Genomic DNA, 20,309 nt, shown 5'->3' with positions numbered 1-20,309 from the left:
CGGGGAGTCGTATTCCGCGCTGTACCGGACGGCCTCCGACAAGTCCTTGGTCAATCCCGCCAGGGTGGTCAGATGCTTGGATGCGGTCGTGAGATTGGGAAGCCCGCTCGGTGCCCCGGGGATGCTGATTTCGGTGCGCAGCTTGTCGAACTCGTGGGGCAACGGCGTACAGCTCTTCTTGCTCCAGGCCGGCGGGGCCAGTGTGATCGGTCATGACGGACTCCGGCGGTGAGGACGGTCGAGAACAGCGGGACGCGAAGCTGCGGTCGGCGCCGTGGCGGGGATGGCGGGTCGAGGGCGACGGCTGCGTGAACGGGCCGCTTCGATGCGGGCTGCCGGTGGCGAACCGGCTGGATGGTCGGAGGGGCGCTGTGGTTCGGGCTCGGCCCCCGCGCCGATGCGCCAGCGGCGGCGGACTTCCTCCAGCGGTCCAAGTGCGTGGAGGGCGTAGCCGATCAGCTGCCCCGGTGCCAGCGACTCGTCGTCGGCCAGCGCCCGCACCTGGCGGGCCGAGGCGGCTGCCGTCCGCACGAGGGAGGCTCGCACGACCTGCTCGCCGACGTACTCCGCCGACCCTGCGAACGCCGAGGGGTCGCAGATCCACAGAACGCGTTCGGTATCGAGGGTTCGGTCGGCCAGGGCGCCGCGGCGCTGGGTCTCCCACAGCACGGTCAGCTGGTCGATGGGCTCGCCCCGGTGGTGGAGCGCGCCCAGCGACCGGTAGATCTGCTGATGTCCGGCATCGGCGAAATCGATGGGGTGGAGCCAGCCCACGACCTCGTCCAGCTTCTGAGGACGCGCGCTGAGGCATCCGAGGAGGAACTCCTCATCAGCCAAGAGCTGTTCACCCACCGGCTGTGGAGGAGCAGGGGGAGGCGGTACCGATGCTGGGGGTGCTACGGGCCGGGGCTCGCCGCCCCAGCGGCGTGCGAGATCGGCCAGCACGTCGGACAGAACTTGGACGTGATGCTCCGTTTCCTCAGCCCCGCCACGGATGGCATCGGCGCGGGCGGCCTGGTGCAGTCGTGAGGCGTGCTGGGCGACACTGCGGTGGATGGCACCCTCCAGCACCATCCGTCCGTAGACCGCTGCGTGCTCCGGCCGTGGACAAGCCGCCACCAGGGAGTGCGCATAGGAGGCGGTCAGGCCTCGGGTGTGCTTGCTCGCCTTGGCGACCGTGTCGGTCATCCACGACATCGGCACGGGGCCAGCACCCTGCGCCTTCGAGGCAGGGTGGCCGTCGGCTCGGAGCCTGAGCATTGCAGCGTAGATCGCAGCGTGTGCCGGACGGGAGAAGTGCTCCGGCCGTAGCCAGGGCGAAAGGTGGTCAAGCTGGCCGGGAGCCAGGAAGACCGAACCCAGGACGGCCTGCTCGGCGTGGACGAGCGGTGTCACCGTCGAACCTCACGAACGGGAGTGTCGGAAGCGTCGCGTGCGTTGGGCAGATCAGCGACGGCTCGGTTGGCGGCGGCCATATCGGTGGCGAAGCGGTCCAGTTCGCCCGTAAAGGCGCGGTCGGAGGCGAGCATGGCTCCGGAGGACGATACGAGCCACCAACAGCCGCCGCGGCGTACGACGGGAGCGTCGGCCAGCCGCTCGGATTGGCTGAGCGATGCCCAGGACGGTGCGGGGTGTGGCATGGAAGAGCACCTCGTGAAGAAGGCGAAGGCCAGGAAGCGGATCAGGCGGCGGCGCGGCGCGGGGGTCGCGCCGGGTGGGTCTTGCCCGGCGGCGGGGTCGCAGGAGGCCGGTCATGCCGCAGGAGTGAAGTCGTCCTGGCGCAGTGCCTTGGCGGCAGCGCGTTCGCTGATCGCGGCTGTGGCCTTGGCGGACGCGGCGCCCAACTTCTTGGCGCCCTGGCCCTTGTACCAGGGCTTGAGGTCGATGCGTGCGAGGCGGATACCGGTGGCCATCAACACGGCGGTGCCCTTGGGCATCGCGCGGAGCATGTCCAGTGGGAGCACGCGCTCCTGGCGCATCGAGACGGAGGTGGACTTGCCCGACTCGCCGGTGGAGACCGAGACCGTGCGCACGTCGTGGTCACCGCCGAGGCGTGAGATCTTGTCGGCGAAGTCGGCGTCGTCCATGCCGGAGCCGATCACCTTGATCGTCGCGGCGGAGAGCAGTGCGTCCATGCCGGACTGGCCCCAGACCCTGACGCCCTGCTGGTAGGACTGCAGGATCGTCATCGGGATGACGCCGCGGGACCCGAGATGCGAGTACAGGTCCGGCAGGTCGGCGATCTTGCAGACGTTGGCGGCCTCGTCCAGGATCGCCAGTAGCGGGGCATCGAGGCGTCCGCCGTCGCGTTCGGCCTGGATGACGGCAGTGCGCATGACGGCGTCGGCTGCTGCGGCGATGATCGCCGAGGCGGATCCGCCGCCGTCCTTCGACAGCAGATACAGAGTGTCCTTGCTGGTCGCGAACGCTTCCGGCTTGAATTCCCATACCTTTTCAAGGCTGTTGGGTGGCGTGACCCAGGCGGCGATGCCGGGATCGAGCAGGCAGCTGGCGTACTGCCGGGCTGTTTCGAAGATGCCGTCGCGGGTTTCGACCGCGCCGGCCACGGTGCCCTGCAGCTGGGCGGCGACCGCGTCGAACCCGGCGTCCTGGAGCAGATCGATCGCCGTGCGGTCGGCCGGCGAGGCCAGCCAAGCCAGGACGTCCGTGATCGGGCGTCGGGCCTGAGCCGCGGCCAAGAAGAACGCGGTGAGGGTGTTGGCCGCGGCCGTGGACCAGAAGTCGCCTGCGCTCGACTCGTCTACGGAGGCCGTGACGAAGTGCCCGGCCAGCCGCCGCGCCCCAGCGAGATCGCGGGCGTCGGCGAGGATGTCCCACCACATGATCTGCGGCGCGTGGGCGATCTGCTGCGGATCCAGCGTCCACACCGTCCCTACCTCCGCTCGGGCGTCGACGGTCGCGGTATAGGCGTCGCGTGCCGCCTTGTTGGAGGTCAGTAGCACGGGGCCGGGGGCGCGCAGGATGGCGGGGATGGCCAGGCCGGAGGTTTTTCCGGAGCGGGGAGCCATGATCGCCAGGATCACGTCCTCCCAGGAGGAGCGGAGTTCGTCCTTGCCCGGTGTGAGGGTGCCCAGCAGAACGCCCCGGTCGTCGGGGGCGATGTCCTTGGGCTTCTTACCCGCCAGGCTGGGGCGCAGGTCGATGGCCTTGGTGGCGATCTGCTTCGCCAGGAGAGGTTCCAGGTCACGTCGGGTGGCCAGCCCCGACGGGCTGCTGCGGTAGCGCAGCCAGACCTTCGCGGCGACGACGGCGGTGGCTACCAGGACGAGGGCGGGCAGGACGTAGCAGCCGGTGATCTGAGCGGGTTGCGGCAGATGAGGCCAGACCCGCTCCGGGTGAAGCAATGTTTCTTCAGGGCGGTAGCCGGCCCATGGGTCGGAGCCGGCGATGGCGTTGGTGAGGTTGCCGAACAGCCAGGCCAGTGAGCCTCCTGCCATGCCGAGCCCGGCGACGGCGAGCAGGAGGTAGAGGAGGAGGTCGGTGCCGGTGGTGGTCGAGGGCGTGCTGGTTCGTGGGGAGGACAAGGTGAGTTCCAGGGGGCGCGGCGCGGTGAGGGACGGCGGGGCGGCGCGTTGTTCTGGTGATCACGAGGGCTCCTGGGTGGTGTTAAAGGAGGGGGCTACGGACGGCGGGAGGCGGCGGTCTGTGCGCCCGTTGGCGTGTGCGTGTCGGCGGTCGGGCTGGTGGGCCAGCCGGGGTAGTCGGGGCGGCGGTCGCGGATCTCGGCCCATGTGGCATCGCGGGTGGATTCGCACATGAGGTGGGAGGCGATGTCGGTGTAGTGGCCGGCATGGAACAGATGGACCATGGCCTGGGTGGCACGGGCCTTCTGCTCGGCCTCCGTCAGCCCCTCGGGCAGGCGCAAACGGAAGGCGGTGCCCGTCGGCTCGAAGCCGCAAACCCGGAAGATCAGGCGGGCGCAGTTGTTGCGGCAGTCGGCGATGACCGCGCCGCTGGTCGGGTCGCGGAGATCTCGGCTTCCCGCCCGTACACCTCGTAGAGGGAGGAGATGCAGCGGGACAGGAATCGGCTGATGCGGGACATGGGACGGCCTTTCGGAAGAAGAGTGGTGGCGGGTCAGGCAGCGAGCTGGGCGGTCAGGGCGCCGGCGTAGTGGTCACATGCGGAGCGTGCGTGGAAGGTGTCCTGATGGATCCGGGCCCGGCGTCCGTCCTGGCGGATCACGTTGGCGACGAGATCCACCGAGCGGTGGCCCCGGGCAACGCGACCCACCGGCAGGCGGTCGTGTCGCCGCCGGGCTCTATCCCCGTGGCGGCGACGATGTCCTTTACCAGGGCCGCCCACTGCTCGTCGGACAGGACGCGGCCGGTGTCCTTGACCACGGAGCAGTGCCAGGCGGGACGGGCCAGCCTTCGCCCGGTGCGCTGCTGGCGTGCATGGAGGGGCTCATCGAGCAGTTGTACGAGATGCGCGAGGGAGGGCGCGTTCGCGGCTTCCAGGTGCGGCGACCAGGCGGCGAGGAGGTAGGGCTCGAAGCCTTCTTTGCGGTTGGCGTGGAGCGTGGTGAGAAGTGCTGCGGTGTCGGCGGAGCGCCGTATGTGGCAGTCGAAGGACGGATGCACGGCAGATCCCTTCGGGGGTTAGAAGTGGGGGTTTTCGTTCGGCCGGTCGCCCTCGGTGGCGGCGTCCAGCAGCTCAGGCAGGTCGGCGGGGTCGGCGTCGCGCTGGTCGATCCACCAGCTGGCGCGGGTCAGAGGGCGCACCGCGTCCTCGATGGCCTCCCATTCCGCTTCGCTGGTGGTGCCTTCGAGGACGAGGGCGGCGTAGGCGGCGGAGACGAGCTGGTGGCGGCAGCGGGTGCCCCAAGCGATGGCACGGTCTGTGCCTTCCAGATCGGGCATGCGGTACTGCTCGGACCACTCCTGGGCCTCGGCCTGCTCGGCGGCCTGCTTCTTCGCCAGCCACTCGGCCTTCGACTCGGCATCCTCGCCCGGGGCGGCCCGCCAACAGTCGGTGCAGTCCCGTGCTGAGAGCCAGCGGGCGTATCCGGCACGCCGGTCGGCCGGACGGTCGGAGAGGTCGGCCTCGGTGGTGTGTCCGCAGGCGTGGTCGATGGTCCACAGCGTCTTGACGGCCATGACAGGAACTCCTTCATCTGTGCTTCGGGGATCGAAAAGGGGTGGTCAGCGTGTACGGCGGGGGCTGGGCGACGCGGCCGTGGAATGGGGCGCTTCTTCCGGAGCCGCAGGAAGGTCGGCTGGGCGCTTCGGTGAGGACGCCACGGCCGCGCGAGCACGGGCGGTGTGCGTGACGGAGGGGACCTCATACCGCTTCGGGAGCGGAACGTCGGCCAGCGGCGGGGCATCCTTGGGTGTCACATCCGGCATGACCGACAGATCGAGCTGTGCGTCGGCCAACCGGTCGCCGAGAAAGGCGACATGGTGCGCAACCGTGCGCAGGTGCTGGCCCAGCTCCCGGCCGCCCGGGGTATCGAGTCGCTCGCACCAGGCGGCAGCGGTGTCGATGAACTCCTCCAGATCGCCGACGGCACCGTGGTGCTCATCGAGGATCTGCTCCAGCACTTCGGCGACGTCGGCCGAGCGACGCAGCTCGTGCAGCTCGCCGGTCAGCGCGGTCAACGACTGCCCAGGCTGCGTTGTACGTGCGGTCACACCGTCCGGCGTGGGGATGGGCGGCGGCAGCATGATGCGGGGATCGACAGCGACGGTGTGGCCGGCATCCTGGAATTCGCGGGTGGCGGCGGCCACGGTCCGGACCGCGGTGTTGTGTGGTGTGCCTTCTGGCAGGAGGTAGACGTCCAGGTCCTGGCTGTAGCGGAAGTGGTGCTTGCGCAGGACCTTGTCCAGGTGCGGCCGGTCATCCACTACCGCGGCGGCCACACCAAGATCGGGGTGGACTCCGAAGGCGACGTCGGGGTTGTCGGGGAGGTTCATCGCGAAGGATCCTTCGAGGCTGGAGCGTTAACGGGCGCGAACCGGCTGCTGGGCGGTGGAGGGCGGGCGGTAGGCGACGGTGGCGGCTGGCTGCTGCGGCAGGGTGACGCCTGCACGGGCCGGGGAGAGGGCGGTGGCTGCCTGAGCGCGGCGCTGCATCATCGACAGCCGCGGGTCACGACGCTCGTTGCCGGGCATCGAGTAGAAGGCGTCGAACGCGCGGCCGGTGTGCTCCAGCCGAGTATCGACGTACCGCAGATCGCCCTCGCCGCGGAGCAGCAGTCCCTCGCGGGTACGTACGTCCGTGCCGACCGCGCGCAGGTTGCCCTCACGGTCACGTACCTGGTCGTGCACCACGATCTGAGCTGCCCGTATGTCAGCGTCGAGCGCGCGGGCGGAAGCGAAGGCCGCCTGCCCGGCGCTGGGCACCTGCGGGAAGGAAAGTTTCTCCAGTCGGCCAAGACCTTGGTGGGGGGTGAGCGGGGCGTGGGGATTGAGGTCGTATGCGGTGTCTGAGGTGACCGTGTACTGCGCGGCACGCAGGGACTGGACCGCCTGCTGTCCTCGTCGGCCCGGATCGCGGTTCGGTTCGGCCAGGGCGTAGAGGTTGCTGCCAGGCAGCTGCTCGAAGCCGACCCGCCGCAGCATGTGGTCGGCGACGTGATTTTCGTGCGAAGCCGCTGCCACGACGCCATAGCGGTCGTGGTGGTTGACGGTGATGTGCGGACGTGTTTCCGCCACGAGTGGTGCACCTCGCAGAGGTTGGGGCCATGCGGACGACGAGGGTGCGGCCCGAAGAGGGGTTTGGTGACGCCTGGACTATCTGCTAAGGGATTTCGGTTCAGGGCGACGCTGATCTCCGTGGCGGGCGTATCCCTGAGGAGCCCGTCGCGACGGGCCGGTTGTTCATTCGCGGGTCGACGGTTACGGCCGTATCCCAGTCCGCATCAGCCGCTACTCGATCGCGATCCGGCTGATCGGCAAACGCGTTGCGAGCCGTGCTACATGCCTTTCATCTGGTGGCCTACAACCAGAACGTGTCGGTGGCCGGCACGAACGACTGATCGCGAAGCGGCCGTCCGCCTGGGCCTGGATCACTTGGAAGTCCTGAACGGCAAGTCGGGCGCCTCCCCGGCTCTGCAACTCCCGGACAGGCTGATTCACCGGGCAGTTCCCCCCCCAGGCTCACGACGCCTGGGGGACCAGACCGCAGGAACCACGGCGACCGGGACGGCACCCGGACACTGATCGAGGTCCTCCTGATGGCGATGTCACCTGGCCACACGCATACAGTCGCCGGCTTGGCCGCGGCCTTGCGGGCTGGGGTCATGACCGCTCACGTGGTCGCCGTGGGAGCCGAAATCAGCCCAGGACGAGTCTTGCCATGACGTAGCCCAGTCACTCAATAGCTCTCGAAGCGACACGGCAGAGCGAAAGTGACGGAGGTCACGGAGTAACTCATCGTTGATGCCTCGCTCTTGAAATGTCTCACCTCATCATGAAATCTACGAAGACAGTCAGTTTGATCACTACTGGTCGTTACTAAATAACAGGAAGCTGACAAGCCGGTACCTTTCGATACACCTTCGTGGAGGCCCGGCGATGTATGTTCCATGCCGATCGCGGGGACCTCGACTCGCGTGAACCGGGGGGTTCATCGGGGCGGTTTTCCCTTGCGATTCAGCCATTTCACGTTTCGCCAGAGGGGGAATTCAATGTTCGGCTTCAATGTCAAATCCAGAAGAAGATCTGCTGTGGCTGCAGCTGCGTTAGCGATGCTGGGGCTTGCCGCTCCGCAGGCAATTGCTGCCGACGCCACTGCGGGGCCGGGGGTAAAGATTTCCGCCCGAGCAAGTGACAAGGCACGGGCCCTCGCGGCCGCGGATCCCCAGTCGGTACGCGCGGCAGCCAATCTCTGCGGTTCAGGTTATGAGCTCTTTATGGCTGAGCGTCTTCCTGATGCAACCAGGCTTGGGACCCTCTTCACCTACACGAAGAGCGGTTCCTCGGGCCTCTCTGGCGCTTGTGCGATTTTCGACAACAACACAGGAGCCAAGCAGTACATGAAGCTCAAGATCTGCCCCAACCGGACGGGGGCAACCTGCGACACAGACGAGGGCACATTCAGTGAGTACGCCGGTCCCGTCTACACCACTGGCTACAACAGCTACATCCTCTGCTCGAAGGTGACTGCCGTCATGAAGAGCGGTGGTGTCGCAGTGATCGACCGTGTCACCTACGCCGCTCCATGTAACTGATGGGGAACCGCGCTGCTCGCCCCACTCCACATCCGTCCTGGCGTCGGACTCTAAAAGTGTCCCTTGCACTGGGAGTGCTGGCTGCGTTGTCTGTCGCTGCCTTCATCGGGCTCCGGCAAGACGGACCCGGTGAACACACAGGACCGGCTGTCACGGCCGCCAGGCGGGCGGGAAGCTCTCCAGAGACGACAAGCGGAGAGACGGGCTCTTCGCAGAACCCACAGCCGACCCAGAGTGCATCCCCCGGTACGAAACCGAGGAGATCCCATCCACCGTCCCAGGCAATCGCAGAGCCTAAAGCCCCGTCAAAAGACTCAGCGGTAAGGCCGGGCGCACCACCCCCGGCTGTCGTCAGCAAAGACGGTGTGAGGGTGAAGCAGCCTGTTCCCAAGCCTTCCGGGAGCGGGATGTGGGTAGCGATCGAGATTGCCAACCGGGAACAATCATCGGCCGCTTACAAGGTGGAGATCCGTGTGACCGGTCCTGAAGGTTTCTCGGCAACCGTGAGGACCACAAGTGGTGTGCTTGCACCGGGGGCCACGGCGTCTCAGGTACTCACAGCGATGGATTCTTCCGGAGCACGCATACCCAAGCACCCCAGGGTCGAGATCATTCGCGTGACACGCACGCCCGCATAGCTGGGCGTTGGCCGCCGCACTCGCCGGTGCGGCGGCCAACTGCAGCCTGGGCCAAGCCGACAGCATCGACGACGGCTTGACGGCTCCTGCTCAGCTGTCCACCACAACGGCGTCGGTCGCCCCTACGACACCCGCAGCCGTCTCAGGACCACCACGGCGTCCCCGTCGTCTGCGGCGCCGGCCCACGAAGTGCTCGCCTGCCCTCCATGTCCGTCCGGCGCAGCGGGTGCTGACCATGTGGTTCACGATCGCCACCGATGAACGTGCACCCTCCTCGTCCCCGGTCAGATGACTGCCACGAACTTCGGACGAGAACGTCGGACACCGTCACCGTGTCCGTCTTCAGACAGGACTGCTCCGCCCAGACCACGATGCCGCCCAGACACGTTTCCGCTGCCTGGAGGCCGTCCCTTCCCGTGGACATCGATGTCCGCATCGCTCACAGAAAGGCACCTTGTGATGTCCGGCTCCCGAAGAACTGTGGTGGCGGCTTTGGCTGCCACCGCGACCCTGTTAGGGCTCTTACAGGCCCAGTCCGCAATCGCCAAACCCTCTCCCACACCCAGTGCCTCGGACGCCGCCCCAACCGGCGGCGTCAAGAACCCGAACAAGACCCTCGGTCGCGGCTGGAAGAGCAGCCAGGACCGCGCTGTGACTGGCGCGCCTGACACTGACGGATACAAGATCCTCGTTGCTGACAGCGGCAAGGCGTACGACTGGAACGCCGCCGCGACCCTCGCCGAACCCGGTATGCGGACTGACTCGTGGATCGGCAACGAGTGCATCATGGACGCCAGCCATGTAGCTGCTGTCTACGCACCCCGTACGTTCACCAACAAGCCTGACCTGATGCAGGGCGGGGCCTTCGCAGCCATCGTCAACTTGAAGACCGGCGCGGTGACCAAGCTGCGGTTCACTGCTTCGCTCTTCTCCTTCGACCCCACCTGCAACCCGGCGACCCGCACCGCAGCCTTTACAGCCTTCCGTGGCATGAACGATGTCAAGGGAATGAAGACGCGGGTGGTCACGGTCACCACAGCTGGCCGCACGACCGGCGACGTGACAACAGGCGGCGAGGTGACATCCGCCGTTCCCGTGTCTGACGGCACCGTGGCCGCCCGCGGCAACCGTCTCATCCACCTCGACCGCGCCGGCAAGGTGAAGACCCTCGCGGCAGCTCGCGGCGTTCCCTTTGACATCCGCCCGACCCAGGGAAGCGGAGTGGCGTTCATTGAACGCGACGGGGACAAGACGGCACACGCAAAGGTGTGGAAGGACACCGAGAAGCCGACCGTGGTCGCGACCGGCTCCCTCGGCGATCTCGCCCTCGCCCAGGGCGCCTCCCGCGTCTTCCTGACCGGACACCCGACGGGTAGAGCGAGCAGCGCCGGAACCGGCATCACCCGCCTGAACGTTCCTGCCACCTCCGACATCTCCTCCGAGGGCCGCCTGGCCACCACCCCTGTCCTGTCCCCGGGCGTCAAAGCCGGACTGGACCGGATCGCCAGCGCAGGCAAGGGATTCACGAAAAACAGCGCGGCGAAGATCAAGACGCGCGGGACAAACAGGCCCGACAGCCAGCCGCTGACGGTGACGTCGACGGTCACCGCGACCGGTGCCAAGGTCACCCAGGCCGTTACCCAGCAGACGGCGAGCGCCTCCGCCTCCCATCCCTCGCCGGCCCTGATCGCCACCGGAAAGAAGCCGCGTTCCCTCGCAGCCGCCGGTGTCTCCCACGACCCCACCGACCCGGACCGCCACTGCGCGATCTCCCGCAACGACGTCCACAGCCAGGCGCTCCAGCCCACCCCCAACCAGGTGGAGTGGGCGGTCGATATGGCCGTGCGTGGTGAACTGCACGCTGGCTACCTGATCCAGACCGGTTACCGCGACCAGATTGGCATCGGCACCGTCGACCCGCAGGGCATGTTCCCGAAGCCGACGCTCAAGGGGGGCGGCCGGGTCCCCGCCAACGTGCTCCTCGGCATCCTCGCCCAGGAATCCAACCTGTGGCAGGCCGAACCCGGCTCCATCCCAGGCCAGATGGGCAGTCCGCTCGCCGCCATGGACGGCTATTACGGCCGGAAGGCCGTCGAAGGCGACCCGAATGCCTACTGGAGGATCCACTGGGACGACTCCGATTGCGGGTACGGGGTCGGACAGGTCACCGACGGCATGCGCCTTAACGGATTCGAGAAGACCGACCCGTCCGGGAAGAAGATCCCGAACCTGCCGCCCGCAAAGCAGAAGGCCGTGGCAGTCGACTACGCCACGAACATTGCCGCAGCCGTGCAGATCCTCGCCGACAAGTGGAACGAGGTGCACACCGACGGCCAGAAGGTCACCGTGAACAACGACGACCCCTCCAAGGTCGAGAACTGGTTCACCGCTATCTGGAACTACAACCTCGGATTCAATGCCCCATCGGACGCTGGCGCCAACAACGGACACTGGGGCCTCGGCTGGTACAACAACCCTGCCAACCCGGTATACGCCAAGGGGTGGGGGCACCCCTTCATGGACACCGACGTGGATGGCTCTGAGGCCAACAAGGACGCCGCCCACCCTCAGGACTGGCCCTATGAGGAGAAGGTGATGGGCTGGTCCGCCTGGTCCATAGACACCGGCTACTCCTACGCCACTTCCGGCCGCCAGGACTGGCCCGGAGAGGCTGGCTACGCCACTGCCGGCTTCTACCCTGCTTGGTGGAACTCGACGGGAGCACGCAGCGCCGTCTCACCGCCCCTGAGCACCTTCTGCAACAGCAACAACAACTGTGACACCGCAACTCCGCCGGTCTGCCCCGACGCGGCGTGCTATCAGAAGTACTGGTGGCACCAGCCGAACGCCACATGGAAGTCCGACTGCGACAGCACTTGTGGAAACGAGCACATCAAGTACACAACGCTCATCACCGAGCCTGGCCGCGGATACCGGCTTCAATACGGCCAGCCTGTATGCGCCGGTGCTCCGCCAGGCTCCCATGTCGTCGCCTCTGTCCCTGACACCACCAAAACGTGGAGTGACTGCGGGCAGATCGCCTCATCGGGAAGCTTCCAATTCACCTTCTACCCCGACAGCGACAATCACTACGAAGCAAAGGAAGATCTCTACCAGATCGGTGGCGGGTATGGCGGCCACTTTTGGTACGCCCAGACCCGCAACAGTGAACACCTGGGCGGCGAAAACGGCCCCATGACCGTCAAGGGCACCTGGACTGATCCCGAAACCCTCGGTTGGGCCCGGGTCCTGGTCCACCTCCCCGACACCGGCGCACAGACCCGCCAGGCGAAATACCACGTTCTCAACACCGACAGCGACAGCTCAGTACGCGCCGTCGAGCAGCGCGCGGGCCGATGGGTCAGTCTCGGCGTATTCCACTTCAACGGAACACCCAAGGTCGAGCTGTCCAATGACACTCAAGACGGTACCGCCGACGAAGACATCGCTTGGGGGGCCGTAGCCTTCCAGCCGCTGCCTGGCAAGCCGAAGCACATGATCGTGGCCATGGGCGACTCCTACTCGTCCGGTGAAGGCGCCTCCGAAGGAAACCGCGACTACTACCCCGAGACCAACTACCGCAACAAGAACAATGACAAGTCCCGCGACGCCTGTCACCGCTCCCGCTACGCGTGGTCACGGCAAGCCACACTTCCCGGCGAGTCCCGGGCAATCGGATCCCTGGACGACAACTCGGACTCGGACATGGACTACCACCTCATCGCCTGCTCCGGGGCGCGTACCTACAACGTCCTGAGCAAGGTTCAGAAAAATGGGGGTGAACTCCCGCAGATCAATCAGGGCTACCTCGACAAAAACACCACCCTGGTCACGATCTCCGTCGGCGGCAACGACGCCCGCTTCGCCGATACCGTCCAGAAGTGCCTGGTCTCCTTCGGTGGCGGCAGCTGCCAAGACAAGGCCTTCGACAAGCCGGACGAAGATGTCCACGGACGGGACCAGAAGTTTGTCGGGCAGCCATTGGTGACCGCTGTCCCCGGCATCATCAACGAAATCGTCCGACCCGACATCACCCAGACCCTCTTCCAGATCCACTCGTTGGCCCGGAACGCGAAGATCGTCCTCATGGGCTACCCGCCTCTGATCTCCGACAAAGGCTCCTGCCTCAACATCAGCATCATCGGCTTGCCCACCATCGGTCTGTCCGAAGCCTCCGCCATCTGGCTCAACAGCACTGCCGAAACCCTCGCCGGCGCTATGCAGGGCGCAGTCGACGATGCCAAGAAGCAGGGCGTGCCCGTCTGGTTCTCCTATCCAAGGGAAGACTTCGTGAACCAGGCGGTATGCGGTGATCCCGAACAGGTTCACGGGCTCGTGAAGACCCTGACCGCGTCCGACGATCCCGTCAAGGACTGGCCAATCATCAACAAGTACGGCCTCTCTGCCCAGTCCTTCCACCCCAAGATCGGGGGTGCGCGGCTCTACGCGAACTCCCTTGAAAGGACCATGGCGGGCATGGGTCTGTAACCGTACCTCCACTACCTGCGGGGGCGCTCCACATGGGGCGCCCCCATCCGTAGGAGTGTCCGTTCGCGTAGACATCGCCAACCACGTTGGGACAATGACAGCATGACCACCAAACAGGCGCAGAGGGCCGCAGCCACCTTACGTGACGCCGTCCGACGCATCTTCGGGATTCTCTCCGTCCTCCTCATTTTCGCCTTGACCGCCTGCTCCTCCCAAAACCGCGCCACCAGCCCCAAAGAGGTACGCAGACTCGCAGGAAGCGCGCAGGCCGAAGAGTCGCGTCACAAGGCAGAGAAACGGCTGAGGTCCATCGCAGAGGCCTATGGCAAGGAGACCCCCCTCACCCTGGCCCTGGTCACCGTGGACGACATCTGCTCAGGTGGACAAGCCAAACAGTGGTTCTTTCAGGACGGAAAGGACCAGTACAAGATCCGCTGTGCCCTTCGCGTCACCGCCTACTATGGCGCCGACCCCCACCGCATCGGAGACACTCTGCACGGCGTCTTCGCCGCCGGTGACCACTACGCCTCCCAGGGCACGGCCGGGGCCACCATCCCGTTCAGCCATGACTCCTATCGCAGGCGCCTCGTCGACTACTACCGAGGCCACGGTCCAAACCCATCGGGCCCGGACGCGCAGGAGCCGGCCCAGGTCTTCACCCCTTCGCAAACCCTTTCATGGGACACCGTACGCAGCAGCAAGAAGCGCCTGCTGCAAGAGCTGGCTCCCTGCATGAAGGGTGATCCGCCGGTCACACGGTGCCTGCACGAACCGGCGCAGAAGACGGTGGCCGAGATACGCAGGCAGTATGGAATGGTGTTCAAACTGGAATTCCCGGTAGTTGACTACTACCAGGTTTCCAAAAAGGGTGAAGTGCTTATAAGTTAGGGAGCCCTTTGCGCGTACTCCCTGCCCTCGGTTCGACAACCGTCACATGTTGCCTCGCCTTCCGCCAGTCACACTCCCAGGACCGCTTGCTCACCCAGTCCGCACAACGATGGCCGGACGGTTCATGAGGGAGGCTGAAGTGCTGCGGGCTCTCCAGCGCGACCTGTTGGGGGGAGCCGCGCGGTGACACGCGGCAACCGCAGAGAAACGTTGGCATGCGGAGATGTTCGTCCGGCCTTACTTCGACGGCATCACGAAGGTGAGCGATGCCGTTCCCGTTCCCTCGTAGTAACTGACCTTTCCGCCCTTGCGTGGCACGTCAAGGACGATGTCACCGGTTACGGCCTCTCCAGGGTGGTACGTCGAATCGACACGCTGTGTACCAGTCGAGTACAGCGTGGCAACCCCCTGCGTCACGGTATTTCCGCCCTCCCATTTCATGAAGCCGTATGGATGGAAGGAGCCATCTCTACTGCCAGTATTGGTGACTTCGATGGTGATCACCGCATATCGTCCCTTTGGTTTCCCTGCGCTGATCTCCGACGCTGTCACGTACTTGGCGGAGTGAAAGGTGACAGAAAAGGTCGTCCTTGCCCCTGTAGTGCCATTAGCAGCGCTGTAAGAAGCCGTCTTTCCGACAGTAACGACCGGAGCCTTGCCCTGCTTCTGCAGCGGCCCTGTAGCCTTCTCTCGCTTCGGTACTGACGGGTGTGGCCGGTCCGCAGGTGCTTCTGGCGACGACGAACAGCCGGCTACAAACGTCGTCATGCCTAACGCTGCTATGACGAACGCAGTGGCGTGGCGAGATGGGCGCATGGCGTCCCCCAGACTCCAGCGGGCCCCCTGCCCGCGACGGAGCGCACTGTACGGCATGCGGCTCCACGAAGGTTTGTTTAGGGCCTCACTGACCCTCGCGAAATCTCGCCGACGGTGCGCAGCGCACCGACCACCGGGCCGAGCCAACATCGTCCGGTGTCAGGAATGGCATGAAGGCGCGGTCCCTGCTGCCCAGCCATGGGAATGGATGACTTCGATGCTTGGGAGGAGTGGGCGGAGGGAGCCGAAGCGCGGCTTCGGCTCCCTCCGTGAGGTGAGCAGGGCGATGGCTGATGCTCAGGCGTGCATGCGGATATCTGTATCGAACAGTTCGCGCTCGCGCGGGTGGAGGAGGTGTTGTGTGATGAACGACCTGCCTGCCACCTTCCATAGGCCCCGGCCCTTGGTGAGGGCGGACACGGCTTGGGTCTCGACGCCGGTGAGCCCCAGCAGGGCAGCGGCGGACGCGAGTTGGTCGGCTTCCTGGCGGTAGATGATCCGGGTCGAGCAGTCGGTGAGCAGACCCTCGGCCAGTGCCCGGCCTCGGGAGCCGGCATCGCCTGCGGTCAGCAGGTCGCTGAGGCGGTGGATCACCATGAGGTTCGCGATGCCAAGACCGCGTGAGAGCTTCCACTGGCTCTGCATGCGCTCCAGCAGGGCGACGTGCCGCATGACGCGCCATGCCTCGTCATAGATCACCCAGCGCCGCCCACCGGTGGGGTCGGCGAGCGCGGACTCCATCCACGCTGAGGCGCAGGTCATTGCGAGGACGAGCGCGGTGTCGTCGCCGGCACCGCCCAGGCGCGAGAGGTCGATGGACAGCATTGGCGCACTGGGGTCGAAGGCCACGGTGCTGGGGGCGTCGAACATGCCGGCCAGGTCACCGTGTACGAGCCTGCGAAGCGCGTGGGCCAGGTCTTCGGCTGCGTGTCCCAGGCGGCCGGTCAGCTCGCCGAGCGCGGAGTCGAGCCGCTCAGTGGAACCGAGGATATGCGCGACATCGCCCAGCAGCGGCGTGGTGCCGTTGGCCTCGGCGTGAGCGACGGTCTGGTCGAGCGCCACATCGAGAGCGGTGTGCTCGATCGGGTGCAGGTCCCGCCGCATGACGGTCTTCGCGAGCGAGCCGAGGAGGAGAAGGCGCCGCTTGCGGACCTCATTGGCCCAGTCCTCCTCGCTGACGCCGTGCGGCCTGGCGGGTGCGTCCAGGGGGTTGAGCCGTCCGGGCAGGCCGGGGCCGAGGGCGATGGTCTGGCCGCCCAGCTCCTGGGCGACCACGGTCCACTCGCCCTTTGGGTCGCAGGGGACGTAGATGCGGTAGTCGAAGGCGACGGCCCGCAGGGCGAGGGACTTGGCCAGGGCGGACTTGCCCATGCCGATGATCCCGGCGAGCAGGATGTTCGGATTCGTGAACCCGTCGAGACGCCCGTACAGCGCGAACGGGTCGTAGGTGAACGCCGCCTCGGCGTGGACGTCGCGGCCGATGTAGAGCCCCTGGGCGCCGAGGCCGCCCTCGGCGAGGAATGGATACGCGCCGCTCGCGGTGGCAGTCGTCATCCGGTGGGCGGGGAGCTTGAGACGGCCCCCGCGGGCGGAGTACGGGCCGGGCCGGCCGGCGGCCGGGTAGGTAGCCCGCAGCTCGGAGTCGATGCCCGGTTCGGCGCGGCGGGCTTGGGGACGTGCGGCATGGCGGGCCTGATCGCGGGCGGCAGCGAACTGGACACGGGCCGCGCGGGCGGAGCGGCGGTCGCTTTTGCGGGGGACGAACAGCGGGCTGGCGCTGGCGCGGTCGCGGGTGTGGTTGGACATGACGGGTGCTCCAGCAGGTCAGTGGCGGGTCAGGCCGGTGAACGGGTCGCGCAGGTCGGCCGGGGTGTGGTCACGGCGGACGTGGGCGGAGGTGGCCAGGTGGCGCTGGCAGATGGCCAGTTCGGGCGCGCCTTCGGGAAGCCGCGCCCGGCACGCCTCCCGCGTGCGGGGTCGGCCGGTGCCGGGGTGAGCGGCTGTGTGGTAGGCATCGTGGAGGTGCTCGGCGGCCTGCCACAGCCGGATCCGGCAGGCTCGCAGGTGATCGCCCTGGGCCTCGGCCACCGGGGTGGTGCGGGCGGTGTGGGCCTCGAGTAGGCCGTACAGGGCGGTGAGGTGGGCGTGGAGAGCGTCCAGCTCGGTGCGGTGTGCGGCCACGGGGCCGGTGGGGAGGTTGATCGCCCGGTGGAAGTCGAGCGCCGCAGTGGCGAACGGGACGAAGTCCTCAGCCAGGTCGGGCAGGGAATCGGTCGGCATGGGGAGGGCCCTTCGGGTGAGCGCGGTGGTGGAGCTGGTGCGCTAGGGGCGGGCCAGCGGGAGGGCGGCGCCTGTGAAGGCTTCGGCCTGCTGCCAGGTCAGCAGCCGCAGATCGAGGAGCGCGGAGACCGCGGCCGTCTCGATGGCGGCGCAGGCGGAGTTGAGTTCGTCGTCGGTGTCGGCGCTGACGGTGAGCAGGCCGGTCAGGGCGACGTCCGCGTGGCCGGCGATCAGCTGGCGCTCACGGGCCTTGATGTCGGCGTACTCGACCGAGTCCTCTTCGGAGTCGACCTGGCCCTTGCGCTGCCGCTCGGCAGCGTCCGCGATCACCGTGGCCTTCTTGCGCTGCACGTCCTTCAGCGCTGCATCCAGGCCCTTGGGCGCATAGGTCAACGACAGGGTGCGCCGCACTCCGGAGGTGAACAGCAGCTGGTGCAGGAAGCCGGGGCTGGTTTCGATGCGGGGCCAGTTCTCGATCCAGTACGTGGCGTGGCGGGCCGAGTCGGTCTGGATCCGGTCGGCCTTCTCCACCAGCACGACCGGACCGGCAGCCGCCGGGTCGGCCTGCGGGCGGCCGGCCTCGGACCACTGATCCAGGGCCGCGGACGCCTTTGGGTCGTAGGCGGTGCGGATCACGGCGGCGATTTCGCTCGCCCCCAGCCAGCCGCCCGGTGTGAGACCGGAGTTGCGGGCGGCCTGGTCGAAGGTGGAGGTGAGCTGGGACAGCACGGCGAAGGCGCCGGTGAGTCCGCCGCCGGCCTGGTTGATCAGACGCCGGGCGGCCTTGAGATCGAGGGCCAGTGCGACGTATGCCTCGTGTGGGGCCGCTGCGGGACCGGCGGCGGCCAGCAGTTCGCTGTAGATGGGGCCGGCCAGGTGGGTGTCGGCGTTGCCGTGCTCGCTCCAGTAGCGGTTAAGCGCATCGCCGGAGTCGGGCACGGTCCGCTCCAGCACCTGGACGCGAGCGATGTGACCGGTGCGGGAGAGGGCAGCCAGGGTGCGGCCCCAGCCTGCGACGTTGCTGGTCTGCGTGGCCGGATCCAGCAGGGCGAAGGCACGGGAGGACACCTTCACCACAGCGGTCAGCGTGCCGTGGTGCGGATCGTGCACCGCACCGAAGCCGCCGCCCGGAGAGGTGACCACCCGCAGGGAAGCAGCGGTGCCGGGAAGGTGCAGTAGACCCTCGCGCCGCGGTCGGGAGGGGCGGGCCAGCCAGATGAGCTGGCCCTTGAAACGCCGCAGCGCATAACGCAGGGCAATGGGCGCCCAGTCGGCCAGGGAACGTCCGCGGTGGCGGATGAAGACCGCCCCCAAGATGACCGCCCACAGCGGTATGAGCTTGAGCGCCCCGGTGACGCCGGATTGCATCAGCACCCCGAGCAGGGCCAGGCCGGTGAGGGTGACGACGATGAGCTGGGCGACCGAGAGGCCGAGCAGTACGCCTCGACGTGAGCGATGGGGGAACTTCACGGTAGCCGGGCCGTCAGGCAGAGAAGCGTCGGGATGCATGGCAAAGCCGTCCTTGGAACGTGGTGAGAAAGAACGAAGGGGAGACGGGGGCGGGCGGGCCGAGCGCGTCAGGCGCCCGCCCCCGTCAGATGAGGGCTACGAGCCCGATCCACCCGGTGGCTTGGGGTAGATCCACCGCTGCGGCGTGGTGCCGCCCTGGGGCGGAGGCCCACTCGCCGGTGGCGGCCCGCTGGGCCGTGGCGCAGGCGGATCCATCCGCGTACCCGGCGCCGAGGCGCCCGGCGTGGACGAAACCGGCGCCGAAGCTGCCGCCGCGCCCGGGGCGGCCCCCTGACCGGGGCGCTGGATCAGGGGCTGGCCGCGGTCGCCGTCCGTGGGAGGCCGCTGGATCAGCGGCCGGCCTTTGTCGCCCGTGGCGTTGGGGTCCTCGCCGTAGCGGAATCGGGTCTGTTGCGGCTTCCCGCCACCGCTCGAGCCGCCGGTCGGGTCGATGCCGGAGGCGATGCCATCCGTGCCCTGGCCCGGCACCTTCGACGGCCCCTGCGGAGCAGGCGTCCCGGTGCCGGCCTGCATGGCGAGCTGGCCTGCGGTCTTGGCCGCGCCCGCCGCCACCGCCATACCGGCGATGCTGGTGCGGTGCAGGTCATCGTGGCCGCCGCCATCAGCGGCCCAGTGGATGAACTTGTAGGTGGCGTAGGGGCACAGCATCACCAGGACCATCACGACGATGCCCGCGATCGCATCCGACAGGGCAGCGAGCCCACCGTGCGAGTCGGACTTGCCCATGGCCGAGACGCCCAGCAAGAACACGATCGTCATCAGCAACTTGCTGACGACCAGGGTGGCCGTGGCCTCGACCCAGCCGCGGCGCCAGCGCCTGGCCACCTCCCAGCCCCCGCCGGCACCGGCGAAGACCGCCAGCGTGACCAGGACCAGGATGCCGACCTTGCGGGCCACCATCACGGCCCAGTACAAGAACGCCCCGATCGCGCAGCCGAGCGCGATGATCGAGGGAACACCCCAGCCCAGGCCATACATCGCCCCCAGCTCGTTCACCTTGATCATGCGACGGACCGCATCATCGACGGAACTGTTGGCGGCCTTGAACAGACCCGCACTGAGCGCGTCGACCACGGTGATGGCGACGGTGGTGCAGGCGATGGCGGCGAAGGCGAAGAAGACGCCCACCATGGTCCCGAACGCGGCCTGGGCAAGGGCACGTTCGTCCCTGCGCCAGGCGGCACGGGTGAGCTGCAGGCAGAACGTGCCAACCGTCAGGATCAACCCGATCGGCAAGAGCAGTTCGTAGTTGTTGCGAAACCATTCGGCGTTCAGGTCGATGGCGGTGGTCTGGTCGACGGCCTTGGATGCGAGGTCGGCGGCGGACTGGGCCACCTCGCCCATCGACTTGGCGATCCAGGCACCGATGCCGTCGGTGACCGCCTCGCCGGTGGAGCTGACGACGCCGCCGACGGCGTCGCAGACCGTATTCATCAGAGGAAGGTCGCAGGCTCCCATCAGGGCACCTCCTTATC

Annotated in this window: 16 protein-coding genes; 3 read left to right on the top strand and 13 right to left on the bottom strand. The window is 67.3% G+C overall.

Annotation, left to right across the window (positions count from 1 at the left end):
* Positions 1-210: 210 nt before the first annotated feature.
* From IEZ17_RS18110 to IEZ17_RS18075, 8 genes are all read right to left on the bottom strand, one after another.
* Positions 211-1,395 carry a DnaB-like helicase N-terminal domain-containing protein gene (locus IEZ17_RS18110; RefSeq protein ID WP_189301371.1) on the bottom strand — a complete coding sequence of 395 codons (1,185 nt, stop codon included), beginning with the start codon at positions 1,393-1,395 and terminating at the stop codon, positions 211-213.
* Positions 1,392-1,640: a hypothetical protein gene (locus IEZ17_RS18105; protein ID WP_189301369.1), complete on the bottom strand. Its 249-nt coding sequence runs from the start codon at positions 1,638-1,640 to the stop codon at positions 1,392-1,394. Before IEZ17_RS18105 ends, IEZ17_RS18110 begins: the two co-directional genes overlap by 4 nt.
* 111 nt (positions 1,641-1,751) lie before the next feature.
* A complete protein-coding gene (locus IEZ17_RS18100) occupies positions 1,752-3,545 on the bottom strand; it encodes a type IV secretory system conjugative DNA transfer family protein (protein WP_229852361.1) in 1,794 nt (597 codons plus the stop codon).
* Positions 3,546-3,640: 95 nt separating this feature from the next.
* Positions 3,641-3,886, bottom strand: coding sequence for a hypothetical protein (locus IEZ17_RS18095; RefSeq protein WP_189301367.1), 246 nt, complete (start codon positions 3,884-3,886; stop codon positions 3,641-3,643).
* Between the two features lie 316 nt (positions 3,887-4,202).
* Entirely contained in the window at positions 4,203-4,604 is a 402-nt protein-coding gene (locus IEZ17_RS18090) for a hypothetical protein (protein ID WP_189301366.1), read from the bottom strand.
* An 18-nt stretch (positions 4,605-4,622) separates the two neighbouring features.
* A complete protein-coding gene (locus IEZ17_RS18085; protein ID WP_189301364.1) occupies positions 4,623-5,120 on the bottom strand; it encodes a hypothetical protein in 498 nt (165 codons plus the stop codon).
* Positions 5,121-5,165: 45 nt separating this feature from the next.
* The gene (locus IEZ17_RS18080) at positions 5,166-5,936 is read right to left on the bottom strand and encodes a hypothetical protein (protein WP_189301362.1); all 771 of its coding nucleotides are present in this window, start codon (positions 5,934-5,936) and stop codon (positions 5,166-5,168) included.
* A 27-nt stretch (positions 5,937-5,963) separates the two neighbouring features.
* The gene (locus IEZ17_RS18075; RefSeq protein WP_189301360.1) at positions 5,964-6,677 is read right to left on the bottom strand and encodes a hypothetical protein; all 714 of its coding nucleotides are present in this window, start codon (positions 6,675-6,677) and stop codon (positions 5,964-5,966) included.
* Between the two features lie 974 nt (positions 6,678-7,651).
* Here IEZ17_RS18075 and IEZ17_RS18070 point away from each other — a divergent pair.
* The 3 genes from IEZ17_RS18070 (at position 7,652) to IEZ17_RS18060 (ending at position 14,208) form a co-directional block, all read left to right on the top strand.
* Positions 7,652-8,194, top strand: coding sequence for a hypothetical protein (locus IEZ17_RS18070; RefSeq protein WP_189301358.1), 543 nt, complete (start codon positions 7,652-7,654; stop codon positions 8,192-8,194).
* Positions 8,195-9,315: 1,121 nt separating this feature from the next.
* Positions 9,316-13,320, top strand: coding sequence for a hypothetical protein (locus IEZ17_RS18065; protein ID WP_308427673.1), 4,005 nt, complete (start codon positions 9,316-9,318; stop codon positions 13,318-13,320).
* Between the two features lie 102 nt (positions 13,321-13,422).
* Complete coding sequence (locus IEZ17_RS18060) at positions 13,423-14,208, top strand: hypothetical protein (RefSeq protein ID WP_189301354.1); 786 nt, start codon at positions 13,423-13,425, stop codon at positions 14,206-14,208.
* Between the two features lie 237 nt (positions 14,209-14,445).
* Here IEZ17_RS18060 and IEZ17_RS18055 read toward each other — a convergent pair whose 3' ends face one another.
* The 5 genes from IEZ17_RS18055 to IEZ17_RS18035 all read right to left on the bottom strand — a co-directional run bounded on the left by IEZ17_RS18055 (position 14,446) and on the right by IEZ17_RS18035 (position 20,292).
* Positions 14,446-14,976 carry a DUF4352 domain-containing protein gene (locus IEZ17_RS18055; RefSeq protein WP_189301353.1) on the bottom strand — a complete coding sequence of 177 codons (531 nt, stop codon included), beginning with the start codon at positions 14,974-14,976 and terminating at the stop codon, positions 14,446-14,448.
* A 345-nt stretch (positions 14,977-15,321) separates the two neighbouring features.
* Complete coding sequence (locus tag IEZ17_RS18050) at positions 15,322-16,830, bottom strand: putative type IV secretion/conjugal transfer ATPase (protein WP_189301351.1); 1,509 nt, start codon at positions 16,828-16,830, stop codon at positions 15,322-15,324.
* A gap of 18 nt (positions 16,831-16,848) precedes the next feature.
* On the bottom strand, positions 16,849-17,304 hold the full coding sequence (locus IEZ17_RS18045; RefSeq protein ID WP_189301349.1) for a DUF6238 family protein: 456 nt from the start codon (positions 17,302-17,304) through the stop codon (positions 16,849-16,851).
* Positions 17,305-17,346: 42 nt separating this feature from the next.
* The gene (locus IEZ17_RS18040) at positions 17,347-18,813 is read right to left on the bottom strand and encodes an SCO6880 family protein (protein ID WP_189301347.1); all 1,467 of its coding nucleotides are present in this window, start codon (positions 18,811-18,813) and stop codon (positions 17,347-17,349) included.
* Positions 18,814-18,909: 96 nt separating this feature from the next.
* Positions 18,910-20,292, bottom strand: coding sequence for an SCO6881 family protein (locus IEZ17_RS18035; protein ID WP_189301344.1), 1,383 nt, complete (start codon positions 20,290-20,292; stop codon positions 18,910-18,912).
* Positions 20,293-20,309: the final 17 nt, after the last annotated feature.

Source organism: Streptomyces albospinus (genome assembly GCF_014648695.1).
GTDB lineage: Bacteria > Actinomycetota > Actinomycetes > Streptomycetales > Streptomycetaceae > Streptomyces > Streptomyces albospinus.
This window is presented reverse-complemented; position numbering and strand designations above follow the sequence as displayed.